23 protein-coding genes and 1 tRNA gene are annotated in these 23,549 nt (G+C 71.8%); 5 read left to right on the top strand and 19 right to left on the bottom strand.

Translation table 11 applies throughout. The features are described 5' to 3' along the window. Positions 1–7: 7 nt before the first annotated feature. The 9 genes from VJ976_RS12065 to VJ976_RS12025 all read right to left on the bottom strand — a co-directional run bounded on the left by VJ976_RS12065 (position 8) and on the right by VJ976_RS12025 (position 8,527). Complete coding sequence (locus tag VJ976_RS12065; protein WP_324100473.1) at positions 8–340, bottom strand: lycopene cyclase domain-containing protein; 333 nt, start codon at positions 338–340, stop codon at positions 8–10. Continuing rightward, complete coding sequence (locus VJ976_RS12060) at positions 333–716, bottom strand: lycopene cyclase domain-containing protein (RefSeq protein WP_324100472.1); 384 nt, start codon at positions 714–716, stop codon at positions 333–335. Before VJ976_RS12060 ends, VJ976_RS12065 begins: the two co-directional genes overlap by 8 nt. Continuing rightward, a complete protein-coding gene (locus VJ976_RS12055; protein WP_324100471.1) occupies positions 713–1,609 on the bottom strand; it encodes a phytoene/squalene synthase family protein in 897 nt (298 codons plus the stop codon). Before VJ976_RS12055 ends, VJ976_RS12060 begins: the two co-directional genes overlap by 4 nt. Continuing rightward, positions 1,606–3,081 carry a phytoene desaturase family protein gene (locus VJ976_RS12050; protein ID WP_324100470.1) on the bottom strand — a complete coding sequence of 492 codons (1,476 nt, stop codon included), beginning with the start codon at positions 3,079–3,081 and terminating at the stop codon, positions 1,606–1,608. The genes VJ976_RS12055 and VJ976_RS12050 overlap by 4 nt, the downstream gene beginning before the upstream one ends. Then, positions 3,078–4,265: a cytochrome P450 gene (locus VJ976_RS12045; RefSeq protein WP_324100469.1), complete on the bottom strand. Its 1,188-nt coding sequence runs from the start codon at positions 4,263–4,265 to the stop codon at positions 3,078–3,080. Before VJ976_RS12045 ends, VJ976_RS12050 begins: the two co-directional genes overlap by 4 nt. Further along, positions 4,262–5,341, bottom strand: a complete 1,080-nt coding sequence (locus tag VJ976_RS12040; RefSeq protein WP_324100468.1) for a glycosyltransferase family 2 protein — start codon at positions 5,339–5,341, stop codon at positions 4,262–4,264. The genes VJ976_RS12045 and VJ976_RS12040 overlap by 4 nt, the downstream gene beginning before the upstream one ends. Further along, positions 5,338–5,994, bottom strand: coding sequence for a lysophospholipid acyltransferase family protein (locus tag VJ976_RS12035; protein WP_324100467.1), 657 nt, complete (start codon positions 5,992–5,994; stop codon positions 5,338–5,340). Before VJ976_RS12035 ends, VJ976_RS12040 begins: the two co-directional genes overlap by 4 nt. Then, complete coding sequence (gene idi / locus VJ976_RS12030; protein ID WP_324100466.1) at positions 5,987–7,645, bottom strand: isopentenyl-diphosphate Delta-isomerase; 1,659 nt, start codon at positions 7,643–7,645, stop codon at positions 5,987–5,989. Before idi ends, VJ976_RS12035 begins: the two co-directional genes overlap by 8 nt. Positions 7,646–7,732: 87 nt before the next feature. Beyond that, complete coding sequence (locus tag VJ976_RS12025; protein WP_324100465.1) at positions 7,733–8,527, bottom strand: hypothetical protein; 795 nt, start codon at positions 8,525–8,527, stop codon at positions 7,733–7,735. A gap of 124 nt (positions 8,528–8,651) precedes the next feature. Here VJ976_RS12025 and VJ976_RS12020 point away from each other — a divergent pair, with 124 nt between their 5' ends. From VJ976_RS12020 to VJ976_RS12005, 4 genes are read left to right on the top strand one after another with little or no spacing between them, the layout of a single operon-like run. Further along, complete coding sequence (locus VJ976_RS12020; protein ID WP_324100464.1) at positions 8,652–9,674, top strand: 3-oxoacyl-ACP synthase III; 1,023 nt, start codon at positions 8,652–8,654, stop codon at positions 9,672–9,674. Further along, complete coding sequence (locus VJ976_RS12015) at positions 9,671–12,343, top strand: alpha/beta fold hydrolase (protein WP_324100463.1); 2,673 nt, start codon at positions 9,671–9,673, stop codon at positions 12,341–12,343. The genes VJ976_RS12020 and VJ976_RS12015 overlap by 4 nt, the downstream gene beginning before the upstream one ends. After that, positions 12,343–13,347, top strand: coding sequence for an NAD-dependent epimerase/dehydratase family protein (locus VJ976_RS12010; protein ID WP_324100462.1), 1,005 nt, complete (start codon positions 12,343–12,345; stop codon positions 13,345–13,347). Before VJ976_RS12015 ends, VJ976_RS12010 begins: the two co-directional genes overlap by 1 nt. Positions 13,348–13,374: 27 nt before the next feature. Continuing rightward, positions 13,375–14,388: an SGNH/GDSL hydrolase family protein gene (locus VJ976_RS12005; RefSeq protein WP_324100461.1), complete on the top strand. Its 1,014-nt coding sequence runs from the start codon at positions 13,375–13,377 to the stop codon at positions 14,386–14,388. Here VJ976_RS12005 and ald read toward each other — a convergent pair. Further along, entirely contained in the window at positions 14,357–15,478 is a 1,122-nt protein-coding gene (gene ald / locus VJ976_RS12000; protein ID WP_324100460.1) for an alanine dehydrogenase, read from the bottom strand. The genes VJ976_RS12005 and ald overlap by 32 nt on opposite strands. Before the next feature lie 91 nt (positions 15,479–15,569). Between ald and VJ976_RS11995 the strand changes: the two genes are divergently transcribed. Further along, entirely contained in the window at positions 15,570–16,790 is a 1,221-nt protein-coding gene (locus tag VJ976_RS11995) for an acetyl-CoA C-acetyltransferase (RefSeq protein WP_324100459.1), read from the top strand. Between the two features lie 8 nt (positions 16,791–16,798). Here the strand turns inward: VJ976_RS11995 and VJ976_RS11990 are convergent, their stop codons facing one another. The 9 genes from VJ976_RS11990 to VJ976_RS11950 form a co-directional block, all read right to left on the bottom strand. Then, on the bottom strand, positions 16,799–17,107 hold the full coding sequence (locus VJ976_RS11990) for a hypothetical protein (RefSeq protein WP_324100458.1): 309 nt from the start codon (positions 17,105–17,107) through the stop codon (positions 16,799–16,801). A gap of 1 nt (position 17,108) precedes the next feature. Further along, positions 17,109–18,014, bottom strand: a complete 906-nt coding sequence (locus VJ976_RS11985) for a Bax inhibitor-1/YccA family protein (protein WP_324100457.1) — start codon at positions 18,012–18,014, stop codon at positions 17,109–17,111. Positions 18,015–18,121: 107 nt separating this feature from the next. Next, a tRNA-Leu gene (locus VJ976_RS11980) sits at positions 18,122–18,195 on the bottom strand. 35 nt (positions 18,196–18,230) lie between these two features. Further along, on the bottom strand, positions 18,231–19,058 hold the full coding sequence (locus tag VJ976_RS11975) for a uracil-DNA glycosylase (RefSeq protein WP_324100456.1): 828 nt from the start codon (positions 19,056–19,058) through the stop codon (positions 18,231–18,233). Continuing rightward, positions 19,055–20,032 carry a Ppx/GppA phosphatase family protein gene (locus VJ976_RS11970; RefSeq protein WP_324100455.1) on the bottom strand — a complete coding sequence of 326 codons (978 nt, stop codon included), beginning with the start codon at positions 20,030–20,032 and terminating at the stop codon, positions 19,055–19,057. Before VJ976_RS11970 ends, VJ976_RS11975 begins: the two co-directional genes overlap by 4 nt. Next, a complete protein-coding gene (locus VJ976_RS11965; protein WP_324100454.1) occupies positions 20,029–20,568 on the bottom strand; it encodes a DUF501 domain-containing protein in 540 nt (179 codons plus the stop codon). The genes VJ976_RS11970 and VJ976_RS11965 overlap by 4 nt, the downstream gene beginning before the upstream one ends. Next, a complete protein-coding gene (locus VJ976_RS11960; RefSeq protein ID WP_324100453.1) occupies positions 20,558–20,959 on the bottom strand; it encodes a septum formation initiator family protein in 402 nt (133 codons plus the stop codon). Before VJ976_RS11960 ends, VJ976_RS11965 begins: the two co-directional genes overlap by 11 nt. A 223-nt stretch (positions 20,960–21,182) precedes the next feature. Then, positions 21,183–22,463: a phosphopyruvate hydratase gene (gene eno / locus VJ976_RS11955; RefSeq protein ID WP_324100452.1), complete on the bottom strand. Its 1,281-nt coding sequence runs from the start codon at positions 22,461–22,463 to the stop codon at positions 21,183–21,185. Positions 22,464–22,568: 105 nt separating this feature from the next. After that, the coding region (locus VJ976_RS11950; protein ID WP_324100451.1) for a MazG family protein at positions 22,569–23,549 on the bottom strand (981 nt) is incomplete at its 5' end.

Here is a 23,549-nt window from a genome sequence, read left to right as displayed (position 1 = left end):
GACCACGTCAGTGCGGTTCCGGCGACGCCTCCTGCGTGTCCGGCCGGGTCACCCGCTGCCAGACGAGCAGGGTGAGGGTGATCATCGAGAAGCCGAAGGCGAAGTCCTCGATCGGGGAGTTCCACCCGACGCGCAGGCCGGTGATCTGCTGCGGGTCGTAGCCCACGATCGTGCCCTCGGCCTTGGTCAGCCACCCGTCGACCGGGATCTGGAAACCCCAGACGATGAGCATGCTCAACCAGAACTGCGCCGTCCGCAAGATCCCGGTGCGCAGCCAGAGCAGCTCGATCCCCAGCACCAGGAGGACCGAACAGAGCGCGATGAGGGTGTACTCAGGCATCGGTCCCCCGCGCTCCGCGCGCCTGCGCCGGCTCGCCCTGACCCGCCCACGGCGCCGGGCCTCCTTTCACCCAGGTCAGGCAGCGACCCACCGCTTCGTAGGTCAGCACGCCGCAGATCGGCACGACCAGGAAGAACACCAGCTCTTCGATCGGCATCGGGCCCAGGTGCAGCCCGGTGATGAACTCGTCGGCGTAGAACCAGGAGCCTCGGTAGATGCCCCACAGGTCCCAGGCGACGAAGACCACCACGGTGGGCACCAGCGCGGTCACCAGGGCGCGCGGCCGGCGCCAGACCCGGGCTCCCAGCACGAGCTCCAGCGGCAGGGTGATCGCCAGGCACCCGGCCATCACGAACAGGTAGTGCCAGTGGCTCACCCCGTGCCCCCGCCCCCGGGCAGCGCACGTGGCGGAGTCAGCATCAACCGGGCGGCGTACCCCGCCTTGCGCCACGTGGGCAGCCGCAGCCGGCCCGAGAACACGTCGTAGTCGGCGTCCTCGATCAGGTCCAGGATGCGGGCGTACAGGCCTCGGGCGGTCTGCACGCACCGGGCCGAGGTCGCGGGCAGGTAGGCCAGACCTTCCTGCGCCGAGCGGTACAGCTCCCGCGTCCGCGCGATCTCGAAGGACATCAGCGCCGCGAACTGCGGGGTCGGCGCGTCGACGTCGCGCGGGACGCCGAACCGCTCCAGGTCCGCCAGCGGCAGGTAGGTACGGCCGAGGTCGCGGTCCTCGGCGAAGTCGCGCAGGAAGTTCGTCAGCTGGAACGCGACCCCCAGGTCCCGGGCGGGACCCAGAGCGCGCGCGTCGGTCGGGCGCAGCACCGGCAGCATCATCTCGCCGATCACCGCCGCCGACCCGTCCATGTAGCCCATCAGGTCCTCGAAGGTGCGGTAGCTGTCCTGAGTGAGATCCATGGCCATCGCCGCGAAGAAGCGGTCGAAGCACTCGGGGTCGATCTCGCGCCGGCGTGCGGTCTCGGCGGACGCCCGGATCACCGGATGCGCGGAGCGCTCACCCCGCATCGCCCGGCCGAAGTCCTCGGCGAAGGCGGTCAGCGCCTCCTGGGTGGCGGCCACCGTCTGCGCGTCCGCACTGGTAGCGCCGGGTGCGTCCACGATGTCGTCGGCGCTGCGGCACAGCGAGTACACGGCGTACACGTCGTACCGCTGTCGCGGCGGCAGGATGCGCGCGCCCCAGTAGTAGGTGGTCCCGTACTGACGGGTGATCTGGCGGCACAGGTCCTCATCGGGGCCGGGGGTGAAGCTCATGCCGCGGCGTCCTCCAGGTACGACATCGCCCGTGCCGCCGCCAGCCTGCCGCTGATGAGCACCATCGGCACCCCGACCCCAGGGGTCGTGCCGGCACCGGCGAAGAACAGCCCCGGCACCGCCTTCGGGGCGTTCCGCGGTCGGAAGGGGCCGGTCTGCCGGAACAGGTGGGACAGCGAGAACGGCGTCCCCGACGACAGACCCTGGTCCGCCCAGTCGTCGGGGGTCACCAGCTGCTCGGCCCGGATGTCGGTCGGGTAGCCCTCGGCCTCCAGGAACGCGAGCAGACGCTCGCGCATCGGGCCCCGCTCGTCCTCCCAGCGCACCGAGCCACTGAGGTCGGGCACCGGCTCCAGCACGAACAGGGTGCTCCCGCCCTCCGGCGCGCGCTGCGGAGCGGTCACGGTCGGCACGGTGACCAGGCGCGACGGGTCGCTCATCAACCGGCCACCGCCGATGAGCTCGTCGAAGCTGCGCTCCCAGTCGTGCCCGAAGTGGATGTTGTGATGCAGGAACTGCTCCTGCGTCGCTCCGCCGGTGCCGACGTGCCAGACCACCGCGGATGGTGAGTACCGGGGACGGCGCAACGACAACGGCGTGCTCATGTCGGCCAACAGGGTCCGGTACGTCGTGGGGATGTCCTGGGTACTCACGACCGCGTCGGCGGGTAGGTACTCCTGATCCACGACCACACCGGTCACCCGGCCGGAGGAGTCCCGCGGCAGCACGCTGACCGTCGCATCGAGCCGGATCTGCACCCCGGCCTGGCTCGCGGCCCGGGCCATGGCACGGGGCAGGGCGTGCATCCCCTCGTCCGGGAAGTACACGCCGTTGATGGCGTCCATGTAGGAGATCACTGCGTAGATGCCCCGTGCCTCGTGCGGCGCCAACCCCGCGTACAGCGCCTGGAAGGTGAACAGTCTTCGCAGCCGCTGGTCGGTGAAGCGCTTACCCACCAAGGAGGACAGGTTGCCGAAGGCGCCCATGCGCACGAGGTCCAGCGCCGGAGCGGGACGGCTGACCAGACCCAGCGGCGAGTCGAAGTTGCGATCGATGAAGTGGGGCATCTCCACCTCGTACAACCGCCGCAGCCACGGCACGAACTCGTCGAAGGCCTCGGCGTCGCCGGGCCCACACATCCGTGCGATCTGGTCCCGCATCGCCTCGTGGTCGCTCCAGATGTCCATCCGGCTGCCATCGGCGAAGAACGCCCGGTAGGCCGGATCCAGGCGCGTCATCGGAAGCAGGTCCAGGCTGCCTCCGGCGGCGGCCAGGGTGCTCTCGATGAGGTCGGGCATCGTCAGCACCGTCGGACCGAGGTCGAAGGTGTGCCCGGCCTCGGACTCCTCTCCCGCCAGTCCTCCCACCTGGGAGCGCGCCTCGAGCACGTGCACGTCGTGCCCGCTACGGCTGAGGTGGCAGGCGGCGGCAAGGCCGGACAGGCCGGCCCCGATGATGACGATGCGGCTCATGGACGTCCTTGGGGTGGTGTCGTGGTGCTCGGGCCTGGTCGGCGGGGGCCGTCCAGATGAAGGTTCAACGGTCCCACCGGTGCCAGGGTGACTCCGGCGCGAGGGGTCAGGTCACCGCTGAGGAAGCGCAGCCGATGCTCGCTGAGCGCACCCAGGGCGGTGCGCATGAGCAGCTGCGCGTAGTGCCGACCCAGGCAGGTGCGCGGCCCGGCGGCGAAGGGGATGTACCCCCAGTAGCCGGCCGGCGGCTCGGCCGCCTCGAACCGCTCCGGGCGGAAGGCGGTCGGTTCGGGCCACAGGGCGGGATCGCGGTGAGTGAGGTAGGGGCTGTACAGCACCAGGGTGCCTTCGGCGATGTCGACACCGGCGACCGTGATGTCGCGGGCGGCTCGGCGGCTGCCGGTCCATCCGGCGGGATACAGCCGCAGGGTCTCGGCCATCGCGGCCTCGTGTCGCTCCGGCTGCAGCAGGTCGGGGTCGGCGGCGACGTGCGCCAGCAGCCAGGCCAGCGTATGCGCCGTGGTGTCGTAGCCCGCCGCCAAGGCGACGCGCATCTCCGCGATGCCGCCGTGGGCGGCGAACACCTCGGCCAGGCTCCCCGGGGGCGGGTCGTCCAGGGCGCGCTGCAGGCGAGCGTCCATCGCGCGGAAGCGCAGCGGCCGAGGCACGAAGGGGTGGGGCAGCGGGCGTTCCATCGGTCCCAGCCAGCGGTCCAGGACCGGGTCGGTCTCCCGGGTGCCGAGGAAGGTCGCCGACAGCACGGCGCGTACGACGGTGGAGGACCACGCGACGGCGTCGAAGGCCCCCGTCGGCAGCCGACGGGCGATGCTTGCGCGCATGGTCTCGGTCAGGGCCGCCAGAGAGGAGCGGGTGAAGCCGGGGTTGAGCGCAGCCCGGGCCGGGCGGTGGCGCGGCGGGTCGGTCTGCACGATCCCTGCGTTGAGGTAGGGGGAGAGCCCGCTCAGACCGCCGCGGCTGCGAAACGTCTCCAGGTCACCGAGCACCGCGGCGTTCCACTCGGTCGAGTAGCCGACGACGGCTCGCCGCCAGAGCTGCAGCTCGAACACCTCGCCCTCCCGCGCTCCCGCCTCGAGCGTTCCGAGAGGGTCGGTCCCCCATCGGCCGAGATGCCCGGTGAGGCGAGAGCGAGGCGGAGCCGGAAGGGTGGCGTGCGCCGCGCTCATGCGTAGGTCCTGCCACGCCAGGTCGCCGGGCCGCGCAGGGCGCGCCACACCAGAGGCCCGATCGCCGGGGCAACCGCAGGGACCAAAGCTGACTGCCACACCGCGTACCGGCGGGTCTTGACCTCCACCAGCGCTCGCTCAGCGAGGGCGAGCAGCAGGGGCACGGCCCAGCGCCGGTCCCATGCCACCGCGGCCGCAGGAAGTGTGTAGGCCCCCAGATGCGCCAGCCACCCGAGAACCAGGAGCAGACGCGAGCCACCGCTCATGAACAGCAGCCCACGCGCCAGACCGACCACCACCTCAGAGTAGGAGCGGTACATCCGGGTGGACAGCATCGGCCCCCCCAGGGCCAAACCCAGGCGCAGCCCCAGGCCGCGGGTCCTCCGGGCCAGAGCGACGTCCTCGATGAGCTCGCCTTGCACCGCGCGGAAGCCCCCGATCGTCTCGTAGCTGGTCCGGGTGAAGACCAGGCACCCGCCGTTCGCCGTGGCGGCGGCGTCGATGGGCAGGCTGAGCAGGGGGTGTGGCAGCAGGCAGAGCAGGACGTCGTCGATCACCGGGACCACCAGGTGCTCACCCAGGCTGGCGGTCACCTGGCGCGGGAAGACCGAGAACAGGTCCGCGCCGACCCGCTGCTGCTCTCCCACGGCCGCTGCCAGCGCTCCGGGAGCCAGCTGGATGTCCGCGTCGAGGAAGACCAGCGTGTCCCCGCTCGCGTGCTCGGCCAGCTGGTGGCACGCCCACGTCTTGCCGGTCCATCCCACGGGCAGGGGCCGGCCGCGTACGACCCGGCTCCTCGGATGCCCCGAGCGTGCGATGAGATCCTCCGCGACAGCTGCGGTGCCGTCGCTGCTGGAGTCGTCCAGCACCACCACCTCGACGTCGTGGGCGGCGAGCAGCGCCGGCAGGGTGTGCGGTAGCCGTTCCGCCTCGTCCCGTGCGGGGACGAGGACGGAGGTCTTCCTCAGGTCGCCGTCACCACGAGGCCCCAGCACCGGGAAGCGGGCACAGTTCAGCAACAGGACGCCGACCTTGACCCCGGCCAGGATGGTCGCACCGAGGCGCAGCGCCCTCACCGGCGCGGCCTGGCCAGAGCCTGCAGCCGGTTGTTGACGGACGAGCGCCCCGCCACGGTCAGACGGAACCCCGGGAGAGGCTCGGTCACGGGCGCCGTCGCCAGGGCCTCGTCCATCGCCGCGAGGGCCTCGCTCATCCGGGCGTGCAGGTCGACGGGAGCGACCGGGTCCCCGACGTCGACGTAGACCTCGGGATGCTGTCGCCCGCGGATGACCACTCGCAACGCAACGGGCACGAGCGGAACGCCCGCAGCCGCGGCGATCCGGCCGGCTCCGCCGCGCACGGGCCCGACGGACGCCGGGGGCAGCATCGCCCCCTCCGGCATGATGACCAGGCTGCGTCCTGCCTGCAGCGACTCGACGGCGTGCTCGGCGTGGGCCGCCGGCACGGCGTCGATCAGCTTCAGCAGGGGGAACGAGGCGAGGTTGCGGTCCGAGACCAGCACGGTCGGGTGTTGGCCGGCCGTTCTCAGGACGGAACCGGAGGCGAAAGCGTCCCACCAGTGGTGGTGGTTCATGGCCCAGACCACGGGCTCGCGCGGGACCGACCCGCGGACCCAGACGCCGGCCATGCTGAGGCGCACGAACTGGTCGAAGCAGAAGAGCAGGGCCTGGCCCGGTGCGGCTGGGCGGCGCGAGGGCACACTAGGCATGGCGCCAGGCCACCTTCTCGGCGGCCCGGGCGAGACCTTCCACCCCGGCGTGGGTGACTGCCCCGGCCTCGAGACCCTGCAGAGCACGCTCCACCAGGGACTGCACCCGGCTCTCGGCCCACGTCCTGATGCCCGCTTCGAGCATGGCCTCCTGGAGCAGCGCCACGTCGCCCTCGACGGAGCGCGGCGTGCCCACGCGGTTCAGCACGCGCTGGCCGGCCGCGTCCAAGCGCTCCGCGGCCGCTACCCACAACATGGTCGGCTTGCGCGCGAGCAGATCGTCGCCTCCCGGCTTGCCGGTGACCTCAGGGTCGCCCCAGACGCCCAGGATGTCGTCGCGCAGCGCGAAGGCTTGACCCAGAGCCCGACCGTAACGGCCGAGCGCACTCAGGGTCGCGGGCTCCGCACCGGCTGCGCCGGCACCCAACAGCAGCGGCCGCTCGATGGTGTAGGCGCCGGACTTCAGCCAGGCGATGCGTTCCGCCTGGTCATGGCTGCGCGAGAAGCCCGCGGCCGCCGTCAGGTCGGCGCTCTGCCCGGCGATGAGCTCGGCGCACAGCTCGAACCACTGCTGCTGCAGGTCATGCGGCAGCCCGGCCACGAGCTGGTCGGCCTGCATGTGGGCCAGGTCTCCCAGCAGGATCGCGATGTTGTCACCGAAGCGCGAGGAGTCCCCCCCGAAGCCGCCGCTCTCGTGCTGGGCGCGCGCCTGAGCCTGAGCCGCGGGCCGTCCGCGCCGCCACAGGGACTCGTCCATCACGTCGTCGTGAACGAGGGCGAAGGTGTGCAGCAGCTCGATCGCCGCGGCGACCCGGCATACCTGGTCGTACTGTTCGGTGGCGTCCCGGCCACCGGCGGCCACATAGCCCCAGTGGCACATCTGCGGTCGGATGCGCTTGCCGGCGGTGCTGACCAGGGACTCCAGCCACGACGGGAGGTCGCGCGTGAGCACGGGGTCGTCGGCGGCGTCGAGGCCGGTGTCGGCCCAGCGACGAGCGAGCCACGACACCTGCTCGGCCAGGATGGCGCCCACCTGCGCCTGCGTCTGCTGCCAGGTCGGGGCGGGGGCGGTGGGCTCGCGGAGGTGGACAGGGTCGTGCGCTCGCTCCGCCGGCTCCCCGAGACCGGGCGGGTCCTCCCCGAGCAACGGCAGCTGCAGGCCCATCCAGGGGCTGAACACCTGCGGGGCGGAGGTCAGCGCACGGTGCGCCTGCTGCCAGGGCACCCACGCGAACTCCATCACCTCGGCCGGGTCGGGGTCGGGGTCGGCGTCGACGAAGCCCACGTACACCGGGCAGATCTCGTTCTCGACCACGCCACCGGGGTCCACCGCCCGGTAGCGGAAGTCGGGCAGCACGCACCGCAGGTCGCGCACGTCCACCCTCAGCTCCTCACGGACCCGTCGGGAGATCGCGTCGGTGAGCGCCTCTCCCGGGCGGGGGTGGCCGCAGCACGAGTTGCTCCAGACGCCGGGCCACGCGACCTTGGACAGGGCACGGCGGGTCAGCACGGTGCGCCCGGCCGTGTCAACCAGGTACACCGAGAAGGCGCGGTGCAACGGGGTGGACTCGGTATGCACGCTCGCGCGGGGCAGGGTTCCGACGTCCGAGCCGGTCTCGTCGGTCAGCACGACGTGGTCGAGAGGCGTCATCGACGCTCAGTATGCCAAGGCACGGGGGTCATCCAGGTCATCCGGGCCATCGGTCACGCGCGAAGCAGGACAGGGGGTGTGCCACCGCTATCCGAAGCTCGGCATCTGCACGATGTCACCCTGCTTCGGAGCCTGCACCTGCAGCTCCTGGCCCCAGTCGTCCATCCGGACGGTGGCGTCCGCGCCGTCGATGTCGAGCTGCATCTTCCGGACCAGATCGTCCTGCCCGACCCACACGCCGTAGGTCAGGTCACCCTCGACCTCCAGGTCGGGGCTGGCGGTCTGGCCGGCCTCGTCCAGGATCTGCTGCGGGTCGACCACGAGCTCGAAGTGCTCGGTGGCCTCCCCGTCCACCTCGTCCTCACCCACGTAGGTGATCGCCGCTCCGCTCGACTCCCACTTCTGCATCAGCTCCTGGATGTCGAGTGACTCCGTCACGTCGGACATCCCCACCTCGGCCAGCTCATCCGCGGGCACCTGCACGTACTTACCCGGCGGGGTGAGGTTGGGGATGTCGACGTACCCGACGTCGTCCACGAGCAGCAGGTCGACCGACCCCAGCGGTGGGAGCTCCATCGTCAGCTCGGCGGTAGGCGACTCACCGTCGAGATCCACCCCACCGGCGATGGTCACCTGTTGGTCCTCGGCTGCCGCGTCGGCGGTGAACGTGAACGAGCTCAGCGTCTGCTTCCCCGGCGAGCTGAGCCGCTGTACGAGCGCGGTCGGCTCGACGTCGTCACCGGGCTCCAGGGCGGTCGCGGGCTGCTGCGACTGCTGCGCTGTCTCGGCCTCGTCGCTCGAGCCCCCGCAGGCGCTCACCCCGCCGAGCAGCAGGACAGCGGTCAGTCCCGCGCCAGCGCGGGTCGTGGTGCTTCGTGCCATGATGTGCTCCTGTCCTCGCCACGGGGTGGCCCCAGACCCCGACCTGTGCCCGTGCGAGAACTTCGGCGGCCTGTGATCTGATAGTGCCGTTCTGCCCAACGTCTGCCCAGCTATCGAGGTTCCATTGAGCGGCAACATCACCTTCCGTCACCAGGATACCGCCGTGCTCTCCGTGACCGCGGTCGAGGCACCCGTGGTCGTCACGTCCGCCGAGTTCGACCGCATCATCGGGGACAGCTACGCACGTAACGGTCTGCGCCCGGGAATGCTCGAGAAGCTGGCCGGCATCGTCGAACGCCGATGGTGGCCGGTCGGCACCAGCTTCGTCGATGGCGCCGTCGAGGCCGGCGCCAAGGCGATCGCCGAGTCGGGGGTGGATCCCGCCCGGATCGGGATGCTGATCAACACCTCGGTGAGCCGCGAGCACCTTGAACCCTCCGTCGCGGTGCGCATCCACCACCAGCTCGACCTGCCGTCGAGCTGTCTCAACTTCGACCTCGCCAACGCCTGCCTGGGCTTCGTCAACGGCATCCAGCTCGCCGCGACGATGATCGACGCCGGCCAGATCGACTACGCCCTCGTCGTCGACGGAGAGGGGTCGCGTACCCCGCAGGAGAACGCGCTGCGACGGTTGTCGGCGCCGGAGGCGACGGCCGAGGACCTGCAGCGCGAGTTCGCCACGTTGACCCTGGGGTCGGGGGCGGCAGCCATGGTGCTCGGGCGCTCCAGCGACCATCCGGGGGCCCACCGGGTGGTCGGAGGTGCCTCCCGGGCCGCCACGCAGCACAACGACCTGTGCGTCGGCGACTTCGAGCACATGCGGACCGACACCACGGGCCTGCTGCTGGCCGGGGTCGAGCTGGCCACCTCCTTGTGGAAGGACGCCGCCGAGGAGTTCGACTGGAGCGACATGGAACGGTACGTGGTGCACCAGGTCTCGAAGGTGCACACCGCTCGTACCGCCGAAGCCCTCGGCATCGACAAGGAGCGCATCCCGCTCACGTTCCCCACCCTGGGTAACGTCGGCCCCGCCGCCGTGGCGATCACCCTCGCCAAGGAGGTGGAGTCGCTCGAGCCCGACGACCGGGTCCTGCTGATGGGCATCGGCTCGGGCCTGAACATGACCTGCCTCGAGCTCGTCTGGTGACACCGCGCGACCTGCCCGGTCTGGATCCGGCGTGGTCGCGTGACGTCCACGTTCCGGACGCGCAGGGGGTCCCCCGGCGCTGGCACATTCTCGACACCTGCCCCGAGCCGGACCGGCAGGCCGACTTGGTCGGCACCGTCCTGGCCGTCCACGGCAACCCGACGTGGTCCTACCTGTGGCGCCGGGTGCTGGCCCAGGCACCGCCCGGGTGGCGGGTCGTCGCGGTGGACCAGCTCGGCATGGGCTACTCCGAGCGCACCACCAGACCACGCCGCCTGAGCGACCGCATCGAGGACCTCGGGCGTTTCACCGAAGCCATGGACCTGGCCGGCCCGGTGGTGGTCCTCGCTCACGACTGGGGTGGGCCGATCTCGCTCGGATGGGCAACCCGACACCCCGACCAGGTGCGTGCCGTGGTGCTCACCAACACTGCGGTGCACCAGGAGGAACACGAGCAGGCACCCCTGGCCATCCGGGTCGCCCGCTGGCGAGGTGTCCGTGCTCTGGTCACCTCGCAGACTCCTGCCTTCGTCGCCGCCACCACGGTGCTGAGCGGCCCGCGCCTGCCCGGTGGAGTCCGGCGTGCGTTCGCAGCACCGTACGCCTCGCCGGGCCGTCGTGACGCCGTGCAGGACTTCGTCGCCGACATCCCGTTCGAGCCGGAGCACCCCAGCCACGAGACCTTGGCCGAGGTGAGCCGGGGCGTCTGCGGTCTCGAGGTGCCCGCCCTGCTCGTGTGGGGGGCGCGCGACCCGGTCTTTTCCACCCGGTACCTGCGCGACCTTCAGCAGCGCCTCCCGCAGGCCGACGTCCAGGTCTACCCCAAGGCCTCGCACCTGGTCCTCGAAGACGCTCCCGAGGGGGTGCCCATGATCTGGTCCTGGATCACCGCGACCCTCGGCCCGAGCGAGACCACGCCCCGGCCGGACCCGCCTGCCCGAGAGAGCATCAGCGCACCCGACGGCGAGGTAGGGCTGAGCGTGCGAGCCTCGAGCGGCCGCACCACCGCGATCGTCGAGCTGGGCACCGGAGGCAACCGGATCACCCGCGAGACTCTGGCGAGGCGGGTCGAGGACGTCGCCCGCGCCCTGTACGCCCATGGTCTGCGGAGGGGACACCGGGTCGCTGTGCTGGTGCCGCCAGGGATCGACCTGAACACCATCGTCTACGCCGTGTGGCGGCTCGGGGCGGTGGTCGTCATCGCCGATGCCGGGCTGGGCCTGGGCCGACTGGGAGCGGCTCTGCGTAGCGCGGGGCCGGACCACGTCATCGGCATCCGGGCTGCGCTCGTGCTCGCGCGCTCGACCCGGGTCCCGGGTGCGACCATCCGGGCCGACGCGGACGCCGTCGTCGACCTCATCGCCGAAGCCCAGTCCCTGCCGCCGCTGCCCGAGGACCCGCACCACCCGACCTCGGACGTGGCAGCGATCCTGTTCACCTCGGGAGCAACGGGCCCTCCGAAGGGGGTCGTCTATACCCGCGCCCAGCTCAGCGCCCAGGTCACCCTGGTCGCCCGAACCTTCGGCTTGACCGAGGGCCGAGGCTTCGTGGCCGCCTTCGCGCCGTTCGCCCTGTACGGCCCCCCGCTGGGGTTGCCCTGCGCCGTGCCCGACATGGACGTCACCGCTCCGCACACCCTGACCGCCGCGGCGCTCGCGGACGCCGTCGCCGCCGTAGACGCGGAGTCGGTGTTCGCCTCTCCTGCTGCCCTGCGCAACGTCGTGGCCACGGCGCACGAGCTCTCAGGGGAGCAGCGCGAGGCCCTCACCCGTCCGAGGCTGGTGCTCTCGGCCGGAGCGCCCGTGCCCACCTCGCTGCTGCGACAGGTCAAGCGCCTGATGCCGGCCGCCGAGACCCAGACCCCGTACGGCATGACCGAGGCGCTGCCGGTGGCCACCATCGACCCCACCGAGCTCGACCCCTCCGACCTGGCCCGAGGCGGACTGCCTTCCTCCGGGCCGATGGACTGGTCGGTGGCCGACGAGGACGACCTGGCCGCAGGCGGAGTGTGCGTCGGCCACCCGGTGACGGGAGTGTCCGTGCGGATCGCGCCGTGGTCCGGCTCCGGTGAGGAGCTGACCGACGCGACCGGGGTCCTCGGTGAGATCGTGGTGCGCGGCCCTCACGTCAAGGAGCGGTACCACCACGCCTGGGACGCGGAGCGGGCGGCCGCGCGACCGCTCGGATGGCACCGGACCGGCGACGTGGGGTACCTCGACGACGATGGACGCCTGTGGGTCCAGAGCCGCAAGGTGCACGTGCTGCGCACCCCGCACGGGCTGGTGACGCCCTACCCCGTGGAGCACCGGGTCGCCGCGCTGCCGGAGGTGGAGGACGCAGCGGTGGTCGGGGTGGGCCCCGACGGCGCGACGCAGGTCGTCGTCATCGTCGTGCCGCCGCGTCGCATCGGCAGACGCGCCTCCCCGCTGGCCGACGCACGGCTCAGCGCGGCCGTGCGGGTGGCCGCTGAGGTGCCGGTGGCGGCCGTCCTGCGTCGCGACTGGCTGCCCGTGGACATCCGGCACGCATCCAAGGTGGACCGGACGAGCCTGGCGCTCTGGGCGGACGACGTGCTGCGTGGCCGTGGCTCGGGTCGGATCCACGAGCTGATGCGCAGGATCCCGGTCGTGGGTTCCGGCAGGAGCGCACCCAGGACGAGAAGCCGCTGATGCGCGTCCTGGTGACCGGCGCGAGCGGGATGCTCGGCGGAGCCGTGGCCGACCTACTGGCCGCCCAGGGCAACGAGGTCGTCGTCATGCAGCGGCGCACCGCCGGGGGTCGGCACCGCGAGGTGCTGGGCGATGTCACCGACGCTGTGGCGGTCGGGCGAGCCGTCGAGGGCGCCGAAGCCGTCGTCCACCTGGCGGCGAAGGTCGACGTGGTCGGCAGGTGGGTCGACTACCGAGCCACCAACGTCGACGGCACCCGCCACCTGCTCGACGCCGCCCGCGCCGCCGGGGTGGGCAAGGTCGTCTACGTGTCCTCGCCGTCGGTGGCCCACTCCGGCGCCTCGATCGTGGGCGAGGGCTCGGCTCCGGCGGACGACCAGGCCCGCTCGCACGGGCACTACGCCCGCAGCAAGGCGATGGCGGAGCGCTTGGCGCTGGACGCCCACGGACCAGACCTCGCCGTGGCCGCGATCCGCCCTCATCTGGTCTGGGGACCGGGCGACACCCAGCTGGTGGGGCGCATCGTCGACCGCGCGCGGCGCGGGCGCCTGGTCCTGGTCGGCTCCGGTGCCGCGCTGGTCGACTCGACCTACGTCGACAACGCCGCCGAAGCGATCGTGGCCGCCCTGAGGCGCATCGACGTGGCCGCCGGGCAGGCGCTGGTCGTGACCAACGGCGAGCCGCGGCCGATCGGCGAGCTGGTCAGCGACATCTGCCGCGCCTGCGGCGCGCCTCCACCTCGTCACTCGGTGCCCTACCCCGTGGCGTGGGCGGTGGGCGGCCTGGTCGAAGGGCTCACCGCGGCCAGCCACCGTCTGCCCGTTGTCCCGCCCATCCAGCAACCGCCGGTGACCCGGTTCCTGGCCGGCCAGCTGTCGACGGCACACTGGTTCGACCAGCAGCGCACCCGCGAGGTCCTGGACTGGACTCCGCGGGTCAGTCTCTCCGAGGGACTGGCGAGGCTGAGAGACCACCATGCCGGACAGTCTCGTGCCGGCAGCTGAACCGAGCGGACGGGGGCGGGTCACGCCATGAGCCGAGCCGAGCGGGCCCGCACCATCGCGGCTCGGGCCGCCTTCGGTGGGGGCGGGCTGGCCGCGGCCGGTCTGCTCGGGGTCGGCGTCCTGCGCGCCGAGGCCGAGCTCGCCCGCCACCTCATCGGCGAGTCCCCCGGCGCCGGCCACGAGGACTCGGGCACCTACGGCGCGGGCACGGGGCGTGCGCACCAGCTCCTCCTGCTGGGGGACAGCACGGCCGCCGGGGTGGGCGCCGACGACGCCAGCACGACGATGGGGGCCACCGTGGCCATCGGGGTGGCCGCGATCACCGGACGCCCCGTCCACCTGGTCAACCTCGGCCGCAGCGGGGCCACCTCTTTGGACCTCGCCGACCAGGTCGAACGCGGCTGTGAGGCGATGCCCGAGGCCGAGGTGGCCATCGTGATGATCGGCAGCAACGACGTGAAGAACCGCGTCGACCAGACGCGGTCGGTGCGGGCGCTGACCGAGGCCACCTCAGCACTGCAGGGGGCGGGCGTCCGCGTGGTGGTCGGCACGTGCCCCGACCTCGGCACCATCCGTCCGGTGCCGCAACCCCTGCGGGCACTGGCTCAACGATGGAGCCGCGACCTCGCCGCGGCGCAGACCGTTGCCGTGGTGGAGACCGGCGGGCGCACCGTGTCCATCGGTGACCTGATCGGGCCGGACTTCCACGAGCTACCCGAGCTGTTCAGCGCCGACCGGTTCCACCCCTCCTCGGCGGGGTATGCCCGAGCCGCGGCCGCGATGCTGCCCAGTGTGCTCGATGCGCTGGGCGAGTCCACCATCGACTCCGGGCGTTCCCTGGACCACCGACGTGGCGAGGCCGTCGAGCCTCTGCCTGCTGCAGCCGAGCGAGCCGTCGACGATCCGGGAAGCGAGGTCAGCGGGGTCGCGGTGGACGGCAACGTCCGCGGCGAGCGGGGCCGCTGGGCCCAGCTCCTGCGACGTCACCGTCCCGAGGTACCCGAGCCCTTCACTCCGAGCGGAGAACCTGCTTCAGACTGACGGGGTCCAGGTCGTGGGCCGCGGCAACCCCGGCGTTGGTCACGGAGCCGTCGACCGTGTTCAACCCCGGCGCCAGCACCGTGTCGTCCGCCAGCGCCTGTCGCCAGCCCTTGTTGGCGATAGCCACCGCATACGGCAACGTCACGTTGGTCAGCGCGAAAGTCGACGTCCGCGGAACCGCGCCCGGCATGTTGGCCACGCAGTAGAACACCGAGCGGTGGACCTCGAAGATGGGGTCGTCGTGGGTGGTGGGATGGGAGTCCTCGAAGCACCCGCCCTGGTCGATGGCGATGTCGACCAGCACGCTGCCGGGCTTCATCCGGCTCACCAGATCGTTGCTCACCAGCGAGGGAGCCTTGGCACCAGGGATGAGGACCGCTCCGATGACCATGTCGGCCTCGAGCAGATGCTCCTCCAACACGTAGGCGTTGCTGGTGGCGGTCTTGATCCGCCCGTTCCATCGACGGTCCAGGGTCCGCAGCTTGTCCACGTCGGTGTCCAGCACCGTGACGTCCGCCCACAGCCCGAGGGCCATGGTCGCAGCGTGGGAGCCGGAGACACCGCCGCCGAGGACGACCACCTTGGCCGGGTCGACCCCGGAGACGCCCCCCATCAACAGCCCACGACCGCCGTACGCGCGCATCATCGAGTGCGCCCCCGCCTGTGGTGCCAGGCACCCGGCCACCTCGCTCATCGGGTACAGCAGCGGCAGGCTGCCGTTGGGGAGCTGGACGGTCTCGTAGGCGATGGAGGTGGTGCCGGCGTCGACGAGGGCCTCGGTGCACGGCCGGGACGCGGCCAGGTGCAGGTAGGTGAAGAGCACCAGGTCCTTGCGCAGGTGCCTGTACTCGCTCTCGATCGGTTCCTTCACCTTCATCACCATGTCCGCCTCCCCCCAGGTGGTCTCGGCGTCGGGGGCGATCGTCGCCCCGGCGGCGACGAACTCGTCGTCGTCGAGTGAGGAGCCCTGGCCCGCGTCGTGCTGCACCAGCACCTCGTGGCCGTGGCGTACGAGCTCGTGCACGCCGGCGGGCGTCAACGCCACTCGGTACTCATGGTTCTTGACCTCGGTGGGCACGCCGATGCGCATCACGGTCTCCTTTGACTCGCAGGCCCGCAGGGGCCCCTTGGTGTGGTGACCTCATCGTGGCAGGAGGCGGGCACACGCGTACAGTTCGACCATGGCCGAGGCCGTCATCGTCGCTGCACGCCGCACCCCCATCGGGAGGGCGGTCAAGGGGCGGCTGACCGGAGTGCGTCCCGACGACCTGAGCGCCGTGGCCATCGAGGGAGCGCTGGCGGACCTGCCGGGCTTCGACACCGACGAGCTCGACGACCTCTACCTCGGCTGCGCCGAGCCCAGCGGGGAGCACGGGCGCAACATGGCCCGGGTCGTGGCCGTGCTGATGGGCGCAGATGCCCTGCCTGGCTCCACCGTGAACCGGTTCTGCGCCTCGTCCGTGCAGACCACCCGGATGGCCTTCCACGCGATCAAGGCCGGGGAGGGCTCGGCCTTCATCAGCGCCGGGGTCGAGTGCGTCTCTCGCTACAGCAGCTTCGCCGGCGCCGGGGGCGACGCGCCGGAGACGGCAAACCCCCGGTTCGCCGCGGCGGCCGAGCGAACAGCCGCCATGGCGGTGAGCAACGACACGTGGGTGGACCCCCGGGGGCTGGGCGCCATGCCGGACGCCTACATCGCCATGGGTCAGACCGCCGAGAACGTCGCCACCGTCCGCAACATCAGCCGCCGGCGCCAGGACGAGTGGGGGGTGGTCAGCCAGAACCGGGCCGAGGAGGCCATCCGCCGGGGTGCCATCGACGCCGAGATCACCCCGGTCACCCTCCCGGACGGGACCGTCGTGAGCACCGACGACGGGCCTCGGGCGGGTGTCACCTACGACCAGGTCGCGGCGCTGTCGCCGGTCTTCCGACCCGACGGCACCGTCACCGCGGGCAACTGCTGCCCGCTGAACGACGGTGCGGCGGCCGTCGTCGTCATGAGCGACGCCCGGGCCGCCGAGCTGGGGCTGACCCCGTTGGCGCGGATCGTGTCCACCGCCGCCACAGCTCTGTCACCCGAGATCATGGGTCTGGGTCCGGTCGGAGCCTCGCGGCTCGCGCTGCAGCGGGCGGGTCTGGGCATCGCGGACATGGATCTGTACGAGATCAACGAGGCGTTCGCCGTCCAGGTGCTGGCCAGCGCCGACGACCTGGGGATGGACCTGGAGCGGCTCAACGTGCACGGCGGCGCCATCGCCTACGGTCACCCGTTCGGCGCCACCGGCGCTCGCATCACCACCACCCTGCTGACTGCGATGCGCGTCCGCGACGCGCAGTTCGGCCTGGAGACGATGTGCGTCGGCGGCGGGCAGGGCATGGCGATGGTGCTCGAGCGCCTCTGAGCACCGGGCTACGGCAGGGACCGCCTCAGGGTGGTGAGGGCCTCGGCTCGATGGCGCGCGCTCAAGCCCGCTTCCTGGTGGTCGTACACCACGACCGCGAGCTGATCCATCAGCACCGCAGGGCCGAGGTCCGGGACCGGCTGCTCGGGCCGGTGCGTCTGCGCGGCGGCCACCTCGTCGGCGAGACGCTGCACCGTGTGTCGCGCCACTTCGGACGCAGCAAGCGCGTGGCCCAGGGGCAGCTGCTGCCACCGCCGGACCACGCGCTCGAGCTCACGCTGGGCTCGCTCCGCCGCGTTCTCGGCGGAGCCGGTCATCTCAGTCGTTCTGCAGCACCGCGAACAGGCGCAGGAACTCGATGTACAGCCAGACCAGGCTGGCCACCAGCCCGTGACCCAGCAGCCACGAGTACTTCTCCGGAGCACCGGCGCCGACGGCACGGTCGATGGAGTCGAAGTCGATGGCCAGAGAGTAGGAGGCCATGCCGACCCCGAAGAGGCAGATGACGATCGCGAGGATCCCACCGCTGGCGTAGACGTTGCCGAAGCCGAGGAAGCTCGCGCCGATGTTGATGAGCAGGAACACCATGTAGCCCATCGCCATCATCCCGAAGATGCGGCGCGACTTGCTGGTGACCTTGATGAAGCCCACCTTCCAGGCCAGGAACATGCCGGCGAAGGTGCCCATCGTGGCGAGCACCGCACTGCTGACGATGCCCGGGTAGGAAGCGTTGAAGACCGCGCTCACCGCGCCCAGGAAGGCGCCCTGCAGCACGGCGTGAACCATGATCAACGGGACGTTGACCTTCTTGGAGAAGGCGATGGCGAACGACAGACCCAGCGAGCCGAACATGCCGACCAACCAGATCGGCATCGCCAACGGGTTCATCTGCGTGCTGCCCTCGGGGGGCTGCACGAAGAACCAGGTCGCGGCCGCCACCGTCACCACGATGCCGAACAGCATCAGGGACTTCATGATGACGTCGTCGAGGGTCAGCCGGCCGGTCTGTTGCGGCGTGGCCGGAGCCTGGCCGTACATCTGTTCCAGCTGCTCGTTCGACATCGACCCGGACTGGCCGCCGTACCCGCTGGGGGGTGGCGGGCCCTGACGCGGGGCGCCGCGCGGCGGTGCGTACTGCCCACCGCCCTGCTGTGGCGGGTTTCCGAAACCGGCGTAGCCGCTGGTCTCGCGGTCGATCCGGTTGAACACCGGGTTGGTGGCCATCTGCCCTCCGTAGTCTCTGGTGCGAGTGCGCTGCGCACACGCATCTAGGTGGTACATAGTAGAGCGTTTGACGTCGCCCCGGTGTTCCCGGACATCTGTGCTCGACGTGCCCCCGGCGGGGTTCGAACCCGCACTGGGCCCATTTTAAGTGGGCTGCCTCTGCCGGTTGGGCTACGGGGGCCGCTCCGGTGCGCGTGAGTGTATCGCCGCGGCGTGTTACAGCCGGGCGATGACGGCGTCGAGCATGGGCTCGGTCAAGCGTCCGGTGAAGGTGTTCTGCTGGCTGACGTGGTAGCTCGCGAACAGTTCGATGCGGCGCCCGTCGCCGGTCGTCAGCCCGGTCTGCGCCCCGTGGCCGAACCGGGGCTTGGGCCGCGGCACCTGCCAACCCAGCGCGCGGGCGGCGGCGATCGTGGCGTCCCAGGCGATCGAGCCCAGGGCCAGGACCGAACGCAGCGTCGGCTCGGCCAGGCCGAGGTCCCGCGCCAGCCACGGGCGGCAGGCCGCGCGCTCCGCACCGGTGGGTGCATTGCCCGGTGGCGCGCATCGCACGGCGGCCACGATCCGCGCCCCGCGCAGACGCTGCCCATCGCCACTGTGCCTGCTGCCCGGCTGCTCGGCGTACCCGGCGCGGTGCAGAGCGGAGTAGATCCAGTCGCCGCTGCGGTCCCCGGTGAACATGCGGCCGGTCCGGTTGGTGCCGTTGGCCGCCGGCGCCAGCCCGACCACGAGCACGGAGGGTGCCGGGTCGCCGAAGCCGGGCCCGGGGCGTCCCCAGTAGGGCTCGTGAGCGAACGAGGCTCGTCGCCCTTCGCGGGCCACGCTCTCGCGCCAGTCGACCAGGCGCGGACACGCCCGGCACACCGAGACCCGGGCGTCGAGCTCGGGCACGTCGCCGGCGGAGGCGGCCAGCGCCGCCACCTGCTCAGGGTCACCGGCGCGCCGGGTGGCGGCCGTGGCCGGGTCGCCCGGCCAGCCGGCGCCGGGGGGAACCGGCGAGTCGAAGTACTGGCCGGTCATCGGGTGGGGCTCGCCCTGGTTCATCCGCCTGTGGGCTCGGGAGCCACCTGAGACCACGCCATGCCGTCCAGGATGTCGTGCTCGGAGGTCCGCACCGTGCCGATCCCCGAGTCCCGGACGAGGCGCTGCACCACCGTGCGCCAGATGAGCGCTCCGGCGCCGATCACGTCCACTCGCCCCGGGTGCATGTACCCGGCGGCGGCACGGGTGTCCCGGTCGTCCCGCAGCAGGCCGGTGGCCGCGTCGACGACGTCCTCGACCGGCAGCACGGACCCGTGGATGCGCACCGGGTCGTAGGCGTGCAAGCCCATCGCCCGCGCCGTCACCGTGGTCACCGTGCCGGCCAGCCCGATGAGCGTCCCCACCCCGCCCAGGTCCACGGTGGCGGTCACCTCGTCGATCGCCCCCGTGATGTCGGCCAGGCACGCCCAGACCTCTTCCTCGGTGGGAGGGTCGCTGCGCAGGTGCCGCTCGGTCATCCGGACGCACCCGATGTTCACCGACGTGGCCTGCTCGAGCGCACCGGCGCCCCGGACGAACTCGGTCGAGCCACCCCCGATGTCCACGACCAGGTAGGGAGCGGGCACGAGCGCCCCATTCAGCTCGGCGGTCGCCCCGGCGAAGGACAGCGCAGCCTCCTCCTGACCGCTGATCACCTCGACCGTGGTGCCGAAGTCGCCGAAGATCTCGGCGATGCCGTCGGTGAAGTCGCGAGCGTTGGCGGCGTCCCGGGTCGCCGAGGTGGCCACGAAGCGGACGGACCGCACGCCCGTCGACCGGCACTGCTGCGCGTACCGGTGAGCCACCTGGAGGGTCCGTTCCACCGCCGCGCTGTCGAAGCGGCCGGTGCGGTCGACCCCTGCGCCCAGCCGGACGACGTCCATGGTGCGCACCACGTCGCCGACCGGCTGCTCCGCTCCAGGGTCGACGTCGGCGACCAGCAGGCGGATCGAGTTCGTCCCGCAGTCCACCGCGGCCACGCGCTGCGGGCCGCTCACGAACCTGCCCCCTCGTCATCCACGTCACCCGTCAGCCTCGCCGCGCAGCAGCTGTCGCTCCACCATGACCCGAGGGCCGCGACGGCCTCGTCGCCCAGCGGGTTGACCCCGGGGCCGGTGGCCAGACTGTGCGCGACCAGCACGTGCAGGCACTTCACGCGGGTGGGCATGCCACCGGCCGACACGCCGGCGAGTCGGGCCGGGGTCCCCAGCTCGGCTCGTCTGCGTAGGTAGTCCTCGTGCGCCGAGTGGTAGGCCCGGGCCAGCGGGCCGCTGGGGTCGTTCCTCAGACGCTGTGTCATCTCGGCCATCATCCCTTCGCTCTCCAGTCTCGAGACAGCCGCGGTCAGGGCCGGGCAGGTGGCGTAGAACAGCGTGGGGAACGGGGTGCCGTCCGGAAGCGTGGGGCGGGTGCGCACGACCGCCGGGCATCCGCAGGGACATCGGTAGGCAATGTCGACCACGCCGCGGGGTGGTCGACCGAGCTGGACCCGCACCGTCTCCAGGTCGCGCCGCAGCCGGGTCTCAGGGGGCATCGGGCGCGGTCTCCGGCAGCCCTTCGTTGGCGGTCCTGATCGACTCCCACATCTCCCCGTACCACGGGCGGGACTCGTGCACGTCGTTGGTCACGGCCGTCATCCCGGGGACCGGCTCGGTCAGCATCTCGCCCGTGTCGTCGACCACCGTGAAGGCGACTTCGCCAGGACGGACGAACCGCAACCGCTCCCGGGCCCGCCGCTCGATGACGTCGGGGTTGTTCCACTCCCTTTTCTGCTTCTCCAGCTCGGCGATGTCGGCGCGTTGAGCCTCGATCTGGCGCTCCAGCCTGCTGACCTCGCGGCGTTGTTCAACAAAGCCGGAGACGGTCGGGAACAAGAACACCCCGAGGAGCACGAGCACCAGCGACAGGGCGGCCAGGCGCCACACCTGCGGCGCACCCCCGCGTCCCGGGGGCGAACCCGTGGCGCCGTGGGCCGACGGCGCGCCCGGGCGGGTGCCGGCACGCGAGGTCTGCGGGCGCGAGTGCCCGGGTCCTCGCCGCGCCGGCCCGGCTCGCTTGGGCGGTGCGGTGCGGGCGGCGCCCTCAACCCGCTGGCTGGCCGCCCGTCGCTTGCTGCTCCCCGCCGAGGCCATCGACACCGGCTCCGGATCAGGCGCTGAACCGAGGGAAGGCCTCGGCCCCGGCGTAGTGGGCTGCCTCGTCCAGCTCCTCCTCGATCCGCAGCAGCTGGTTGTACTTCGCCACGCGCTCGGAACGGGCCGGGGCCCCGGACTTGATCTGGCCACAGTTGGTGGCCACCGCGAGGTCGGCGATCGTCACGTCCTCGGTCTCGCCGGAGCGGTGGCTCATCATGCACCGGAAACCGTGGGTCTGAGCCAGGGTCACCGCGTCCATCGTCTCGGTGACCGAGCCGATCTGGTTGACCTTGACCAGCAGCGCGTTCGCGGACCGCTCGCTGATGCCGCGTTGCAACCGGGTGGGGTTGGTCACGAAGAGGTCGTCGCCGACCAGCTGCACCCGGCCACCGAGGCGGTCGGTGATCGTGGTCCACCCGCTCCAGTCGTCCTCGTCGAGCGGGTCCTCGATGGAGACCAGCGGATAGTCCTCGACGAGCTGGGCGTAGTAGTCGGTCATCTCGGCGGCCGTCTTGACCTGGCCCTCGAAGGAGTACTGGTTGTCCTCGCAGAACTCGGTCGCGGCCACGTCCAGGGCCAGGGCGATGTCGCTGCCGGGGGTGTAGCCGGCCTTGGTGACCGCCTCGAGGATGAGGTCGAGGGCCTCTCGGTTGGAGCCCAGGTCGGGCGCGAATCCGCCCTCGTCGCCCAGGCCGGTGGCCAGGCCTCGCTCTTTGAGCACCGACTTCAGCGCGTGGTAGACCTCCGCCCCCCACCGCAGCGCCTCGCGGAAGGACCCGGCGCCGACCGGAGCGATCATGAACTCCTGGATGTCCACGTTGGAGTCGGCGTGCGACCCGCCGTTCAGGATGTTCATCATCGGCACCGGCAGCACATGCGCGTTGGGCCCGCCGAGGTAGCGGAACAGGGGCAGCCCAGCGCACTCGGCGGCGGCCTTGGCGACCGCGAGCGAGACGCCGAGGATGGCGTTGGCGCCCAGCTTCTCCTTGTTGTCGGTGCCGTCGACGGCCACCATCTCGTGGTCCACGAGGCGCTGCTCGCTGGCGTCGAAGCCCAGCAACCGCGGCTCCAGGTCGTCCATCACGGCCTGGACAGCCTCCTGCACCCCCTTGCCGAGGTAGCGGCTGGTGTCACCGTCCCGGCGCTCCACGGCCTCGAACTGCCCGGTCGAAGCGCCGGACGGAACCGCCGCCCGGCCCACCGTGCCGTCGTCCAGACCGACCTCGACCTCCACGGTGGGATTGCCACGCGAGTCCAGGATCTCGCGGGCGATGATGGCGTCGATGACGGCCATGGGGCACTCCTGACGGCGGGGTGGGCGTGGACGGGGCTCGCGCCAGCCAGCCTAGCCGCCGAGGGGGAGGCGGCGGTGTACCAACCCGCGCCGTGGTCGGGCCCGTCAGGGGTCGCGGTCGCCGGTCCCGATCTCGCGGCTGGAGGACTCCACCGCGCGCAGAGTCTGGCGCAGGGCGTTGCCGGGGTCGATCCCCTCCTCCTGGCCCCGCACCACCGCCCTGAGCAGGTCGGCGGCCAGGCGTCCCGACGGGCCGTGCTCCCCGGCCAGGGCGATCTGTTCGCCGAGCCACGCCCCGTGGCCGGCGCGGGTCAGCCGTGAGGTCACCTTCACCGCGCGAGCGAGGTCGGGCATCCCGGCCGGGATGCCGTCCACCGGATGCTCGCGATCGGGCTTCTCGGCCCGCTTCAGCTCGGTCCACCTCGACTCCACCGAGTGCGGACTCTCGGCGCTCGCTCCCGCGAAGACGTGCGGATGCCGGCGGATGAGCTTGTCCACCAGCGCTGCCGCGATGTCGTCGATGTCGTAGCCGTCCTCGGCCTCCTCGGCGACCCGCGCGTGGAAGAGCACCTGCAGCAGCACGTCTCCGAGCTCTTCCAGCGCGTGCTCCCGGTCCCCGGACTCCAGCGCCTCCACGCACTCGTACGTCTCCTCGACCAGGTAAGGCACCAGCGACTCGTGGGTCTGCTCCGCGTCCCAGGGGCAGCCTCCCGGCGAGCGCAGCCGGTCCATCACCGTGACGGCGTCGAGCAGCCGCGCGCCGGGGACGTCCCAGGAGCCGATGAGCACCTCCAGCTCAGGCGGGTCCTCGCGGCCGGCGAGCTCGGAGGCGAGGGATTCGCTCAGGCCCGGGTCGGCGTCCAGCGAGCCCACCCACACGACTCGACCACCATCGGCCAGATCGACCAGGCGACGCGCCAGGACAGGTGCCGGCTCGTCCCCGACCGCGTGCACCTCATACCCGGTGGCTGCGACCACGCTCGCGGTGCTCGCGGGCTCCAGAGTGCGGGCATAGAGCCCGGTGGCCTGCTCGAGGGACTGCCAGGCCTGATACGAGAGCAGCCCGGGCGCCACCCGGGGGGAGGT

Origin of the sequence: Ornithinimicrobium sp. (assembly GCF_035267225.1) — a bacterium.
GTDB lineage: Bacteria > Actinomycetota > Actinomycetes > Actinomycetales > Dermatophilaceae > Ornithinicoccus.
The sequence above is the reverse complement of the archived record's forward strand: the minus strand, read 5'-3'. Positions and strand labels throughout refer to the sequence as shown.

What these genes read in the sequence shown, in the direction of transcription:
- VJ976_RS12065 (WP_324100473.1), bottom strand. Translation starts at nt 340, where the DNA reads ATGCCTGAGTACACCCTCATCGCGCTCTGTTCGGTCCTCCTGGTGCTG.
- VJ976_RS12055 (WP_324100471.1), bottom strand. Translation starts at nt 1,609, where the DNA reads ATGAGCTTCACCCCCGGCCCCGATGAGGACCTGTGCCGCCAGATCACC.
- VJ976_RS12050 (WP_324100470.1), bottom strand. Translation starts at nt 3,081, where the DNA reads ATGAGCCGCATCGTCATCATCGGGGCCGGCCTGTCCGGCCTTGCCGCC.
- VJ976_RS12045 (WP_324100469.1), bottom strand. Translation starts at nt 4,265, where the DNA reads ATGAGCGCGGCGCACGCCACCCTTCCGGCTCCGCCTCGCTCTCGCCTC.
- VJ976_RS12035 (WP_324100467.1), bottom strand. Translation starts at nt 5,994, where the DNA reads ATGCCTAGTGTGCCCTCGCGCCGCCCAGCCGCACCGGGCCAGGCCCTG.
- idi (WP_324100466.1), bottom strand. Translation starts at nt 7,645, where the DNA reads ATGACGCCTCTCGACCACGTCGTGCTGACCGACGAGACCGGCTCGGAC.
- VJ976_RS12025 (WP_324100465.1), bottom strand. Translation starts at nt 8,527, where the DNA reads ATGGCACGAAGCACCACGACCCGCGCTGGCGCGGGACTGACCGCTGTC.
- VJ976_RS12010 (WP_324100462.1), top strand. Translation starts at nt 12,343, where the DNA reads ATGCGCGTCCTGGTGACCGGCGCGAGCGGGATGCTCGGCGGAGCCGTG.
- VJ976_RS12005 (WP_324100461.1), top strand. Translation starts at nt 13,375, where the DNA reads ATGAGCCGAGCCGAGCGGGCCCGCACCATCGCGGCTCGGGCCGCCTTC.
- ald (WP_324100460.1), bottom strand. Translation starts at nt 15,478, where the DNA reads ATGCGCATCGGCGTGCCCACCGAGGTCAAGAACCATGAGTACCGAGTG.
- VJ976_RS11995 (WP_324100459.1), top strand. Translation starts at nt 15,570, where the DNA reads ATGGCCGAGGCCGTCATCGTCGCTGCACGCCGCACCCCCATCGGGAGG.
- VJ976_RS11990 (WP_324100458.1), bottom strand. Translation starts at nt 17,107, where the DNA reads ATGACCGGCTCCGCCGAGAACGCGGCGGAGCGAGCCCAGCGTGAGCTC.
- VJ976_RS11985 (WP_324100457.1), bottom strand. Translation starts at nt 18,014, where the DNA reads ATGGCCACCAACCCGGTGTTCAACCGGATCGACCGCGAGACCAGCGGC.
- VJ976_RS11975 (WP_324100456.1), bottom strand. Translation starts at nt 19,058, where the DNA reads ATGAACCAGGGCGAGCCCCACCCGATGACCGGCCAGTACTTCGACTCG.
- VJ976_RS11965 (WP_324100454.1), bottom strand. Translation starts at nt 20,568, where the DNA reads ATGCCCCCTGAGACCCGGCTGCGGCGCGACCTGGAGACGGTGCGGGTC.
- eno (WP_324100452.1), bottom strand. Translation starts at nt 22,463, where the DNA reads ATGGCCGTCATCGACGCCATCATCGCCCGCGAGATCCTGGACTCGCGT.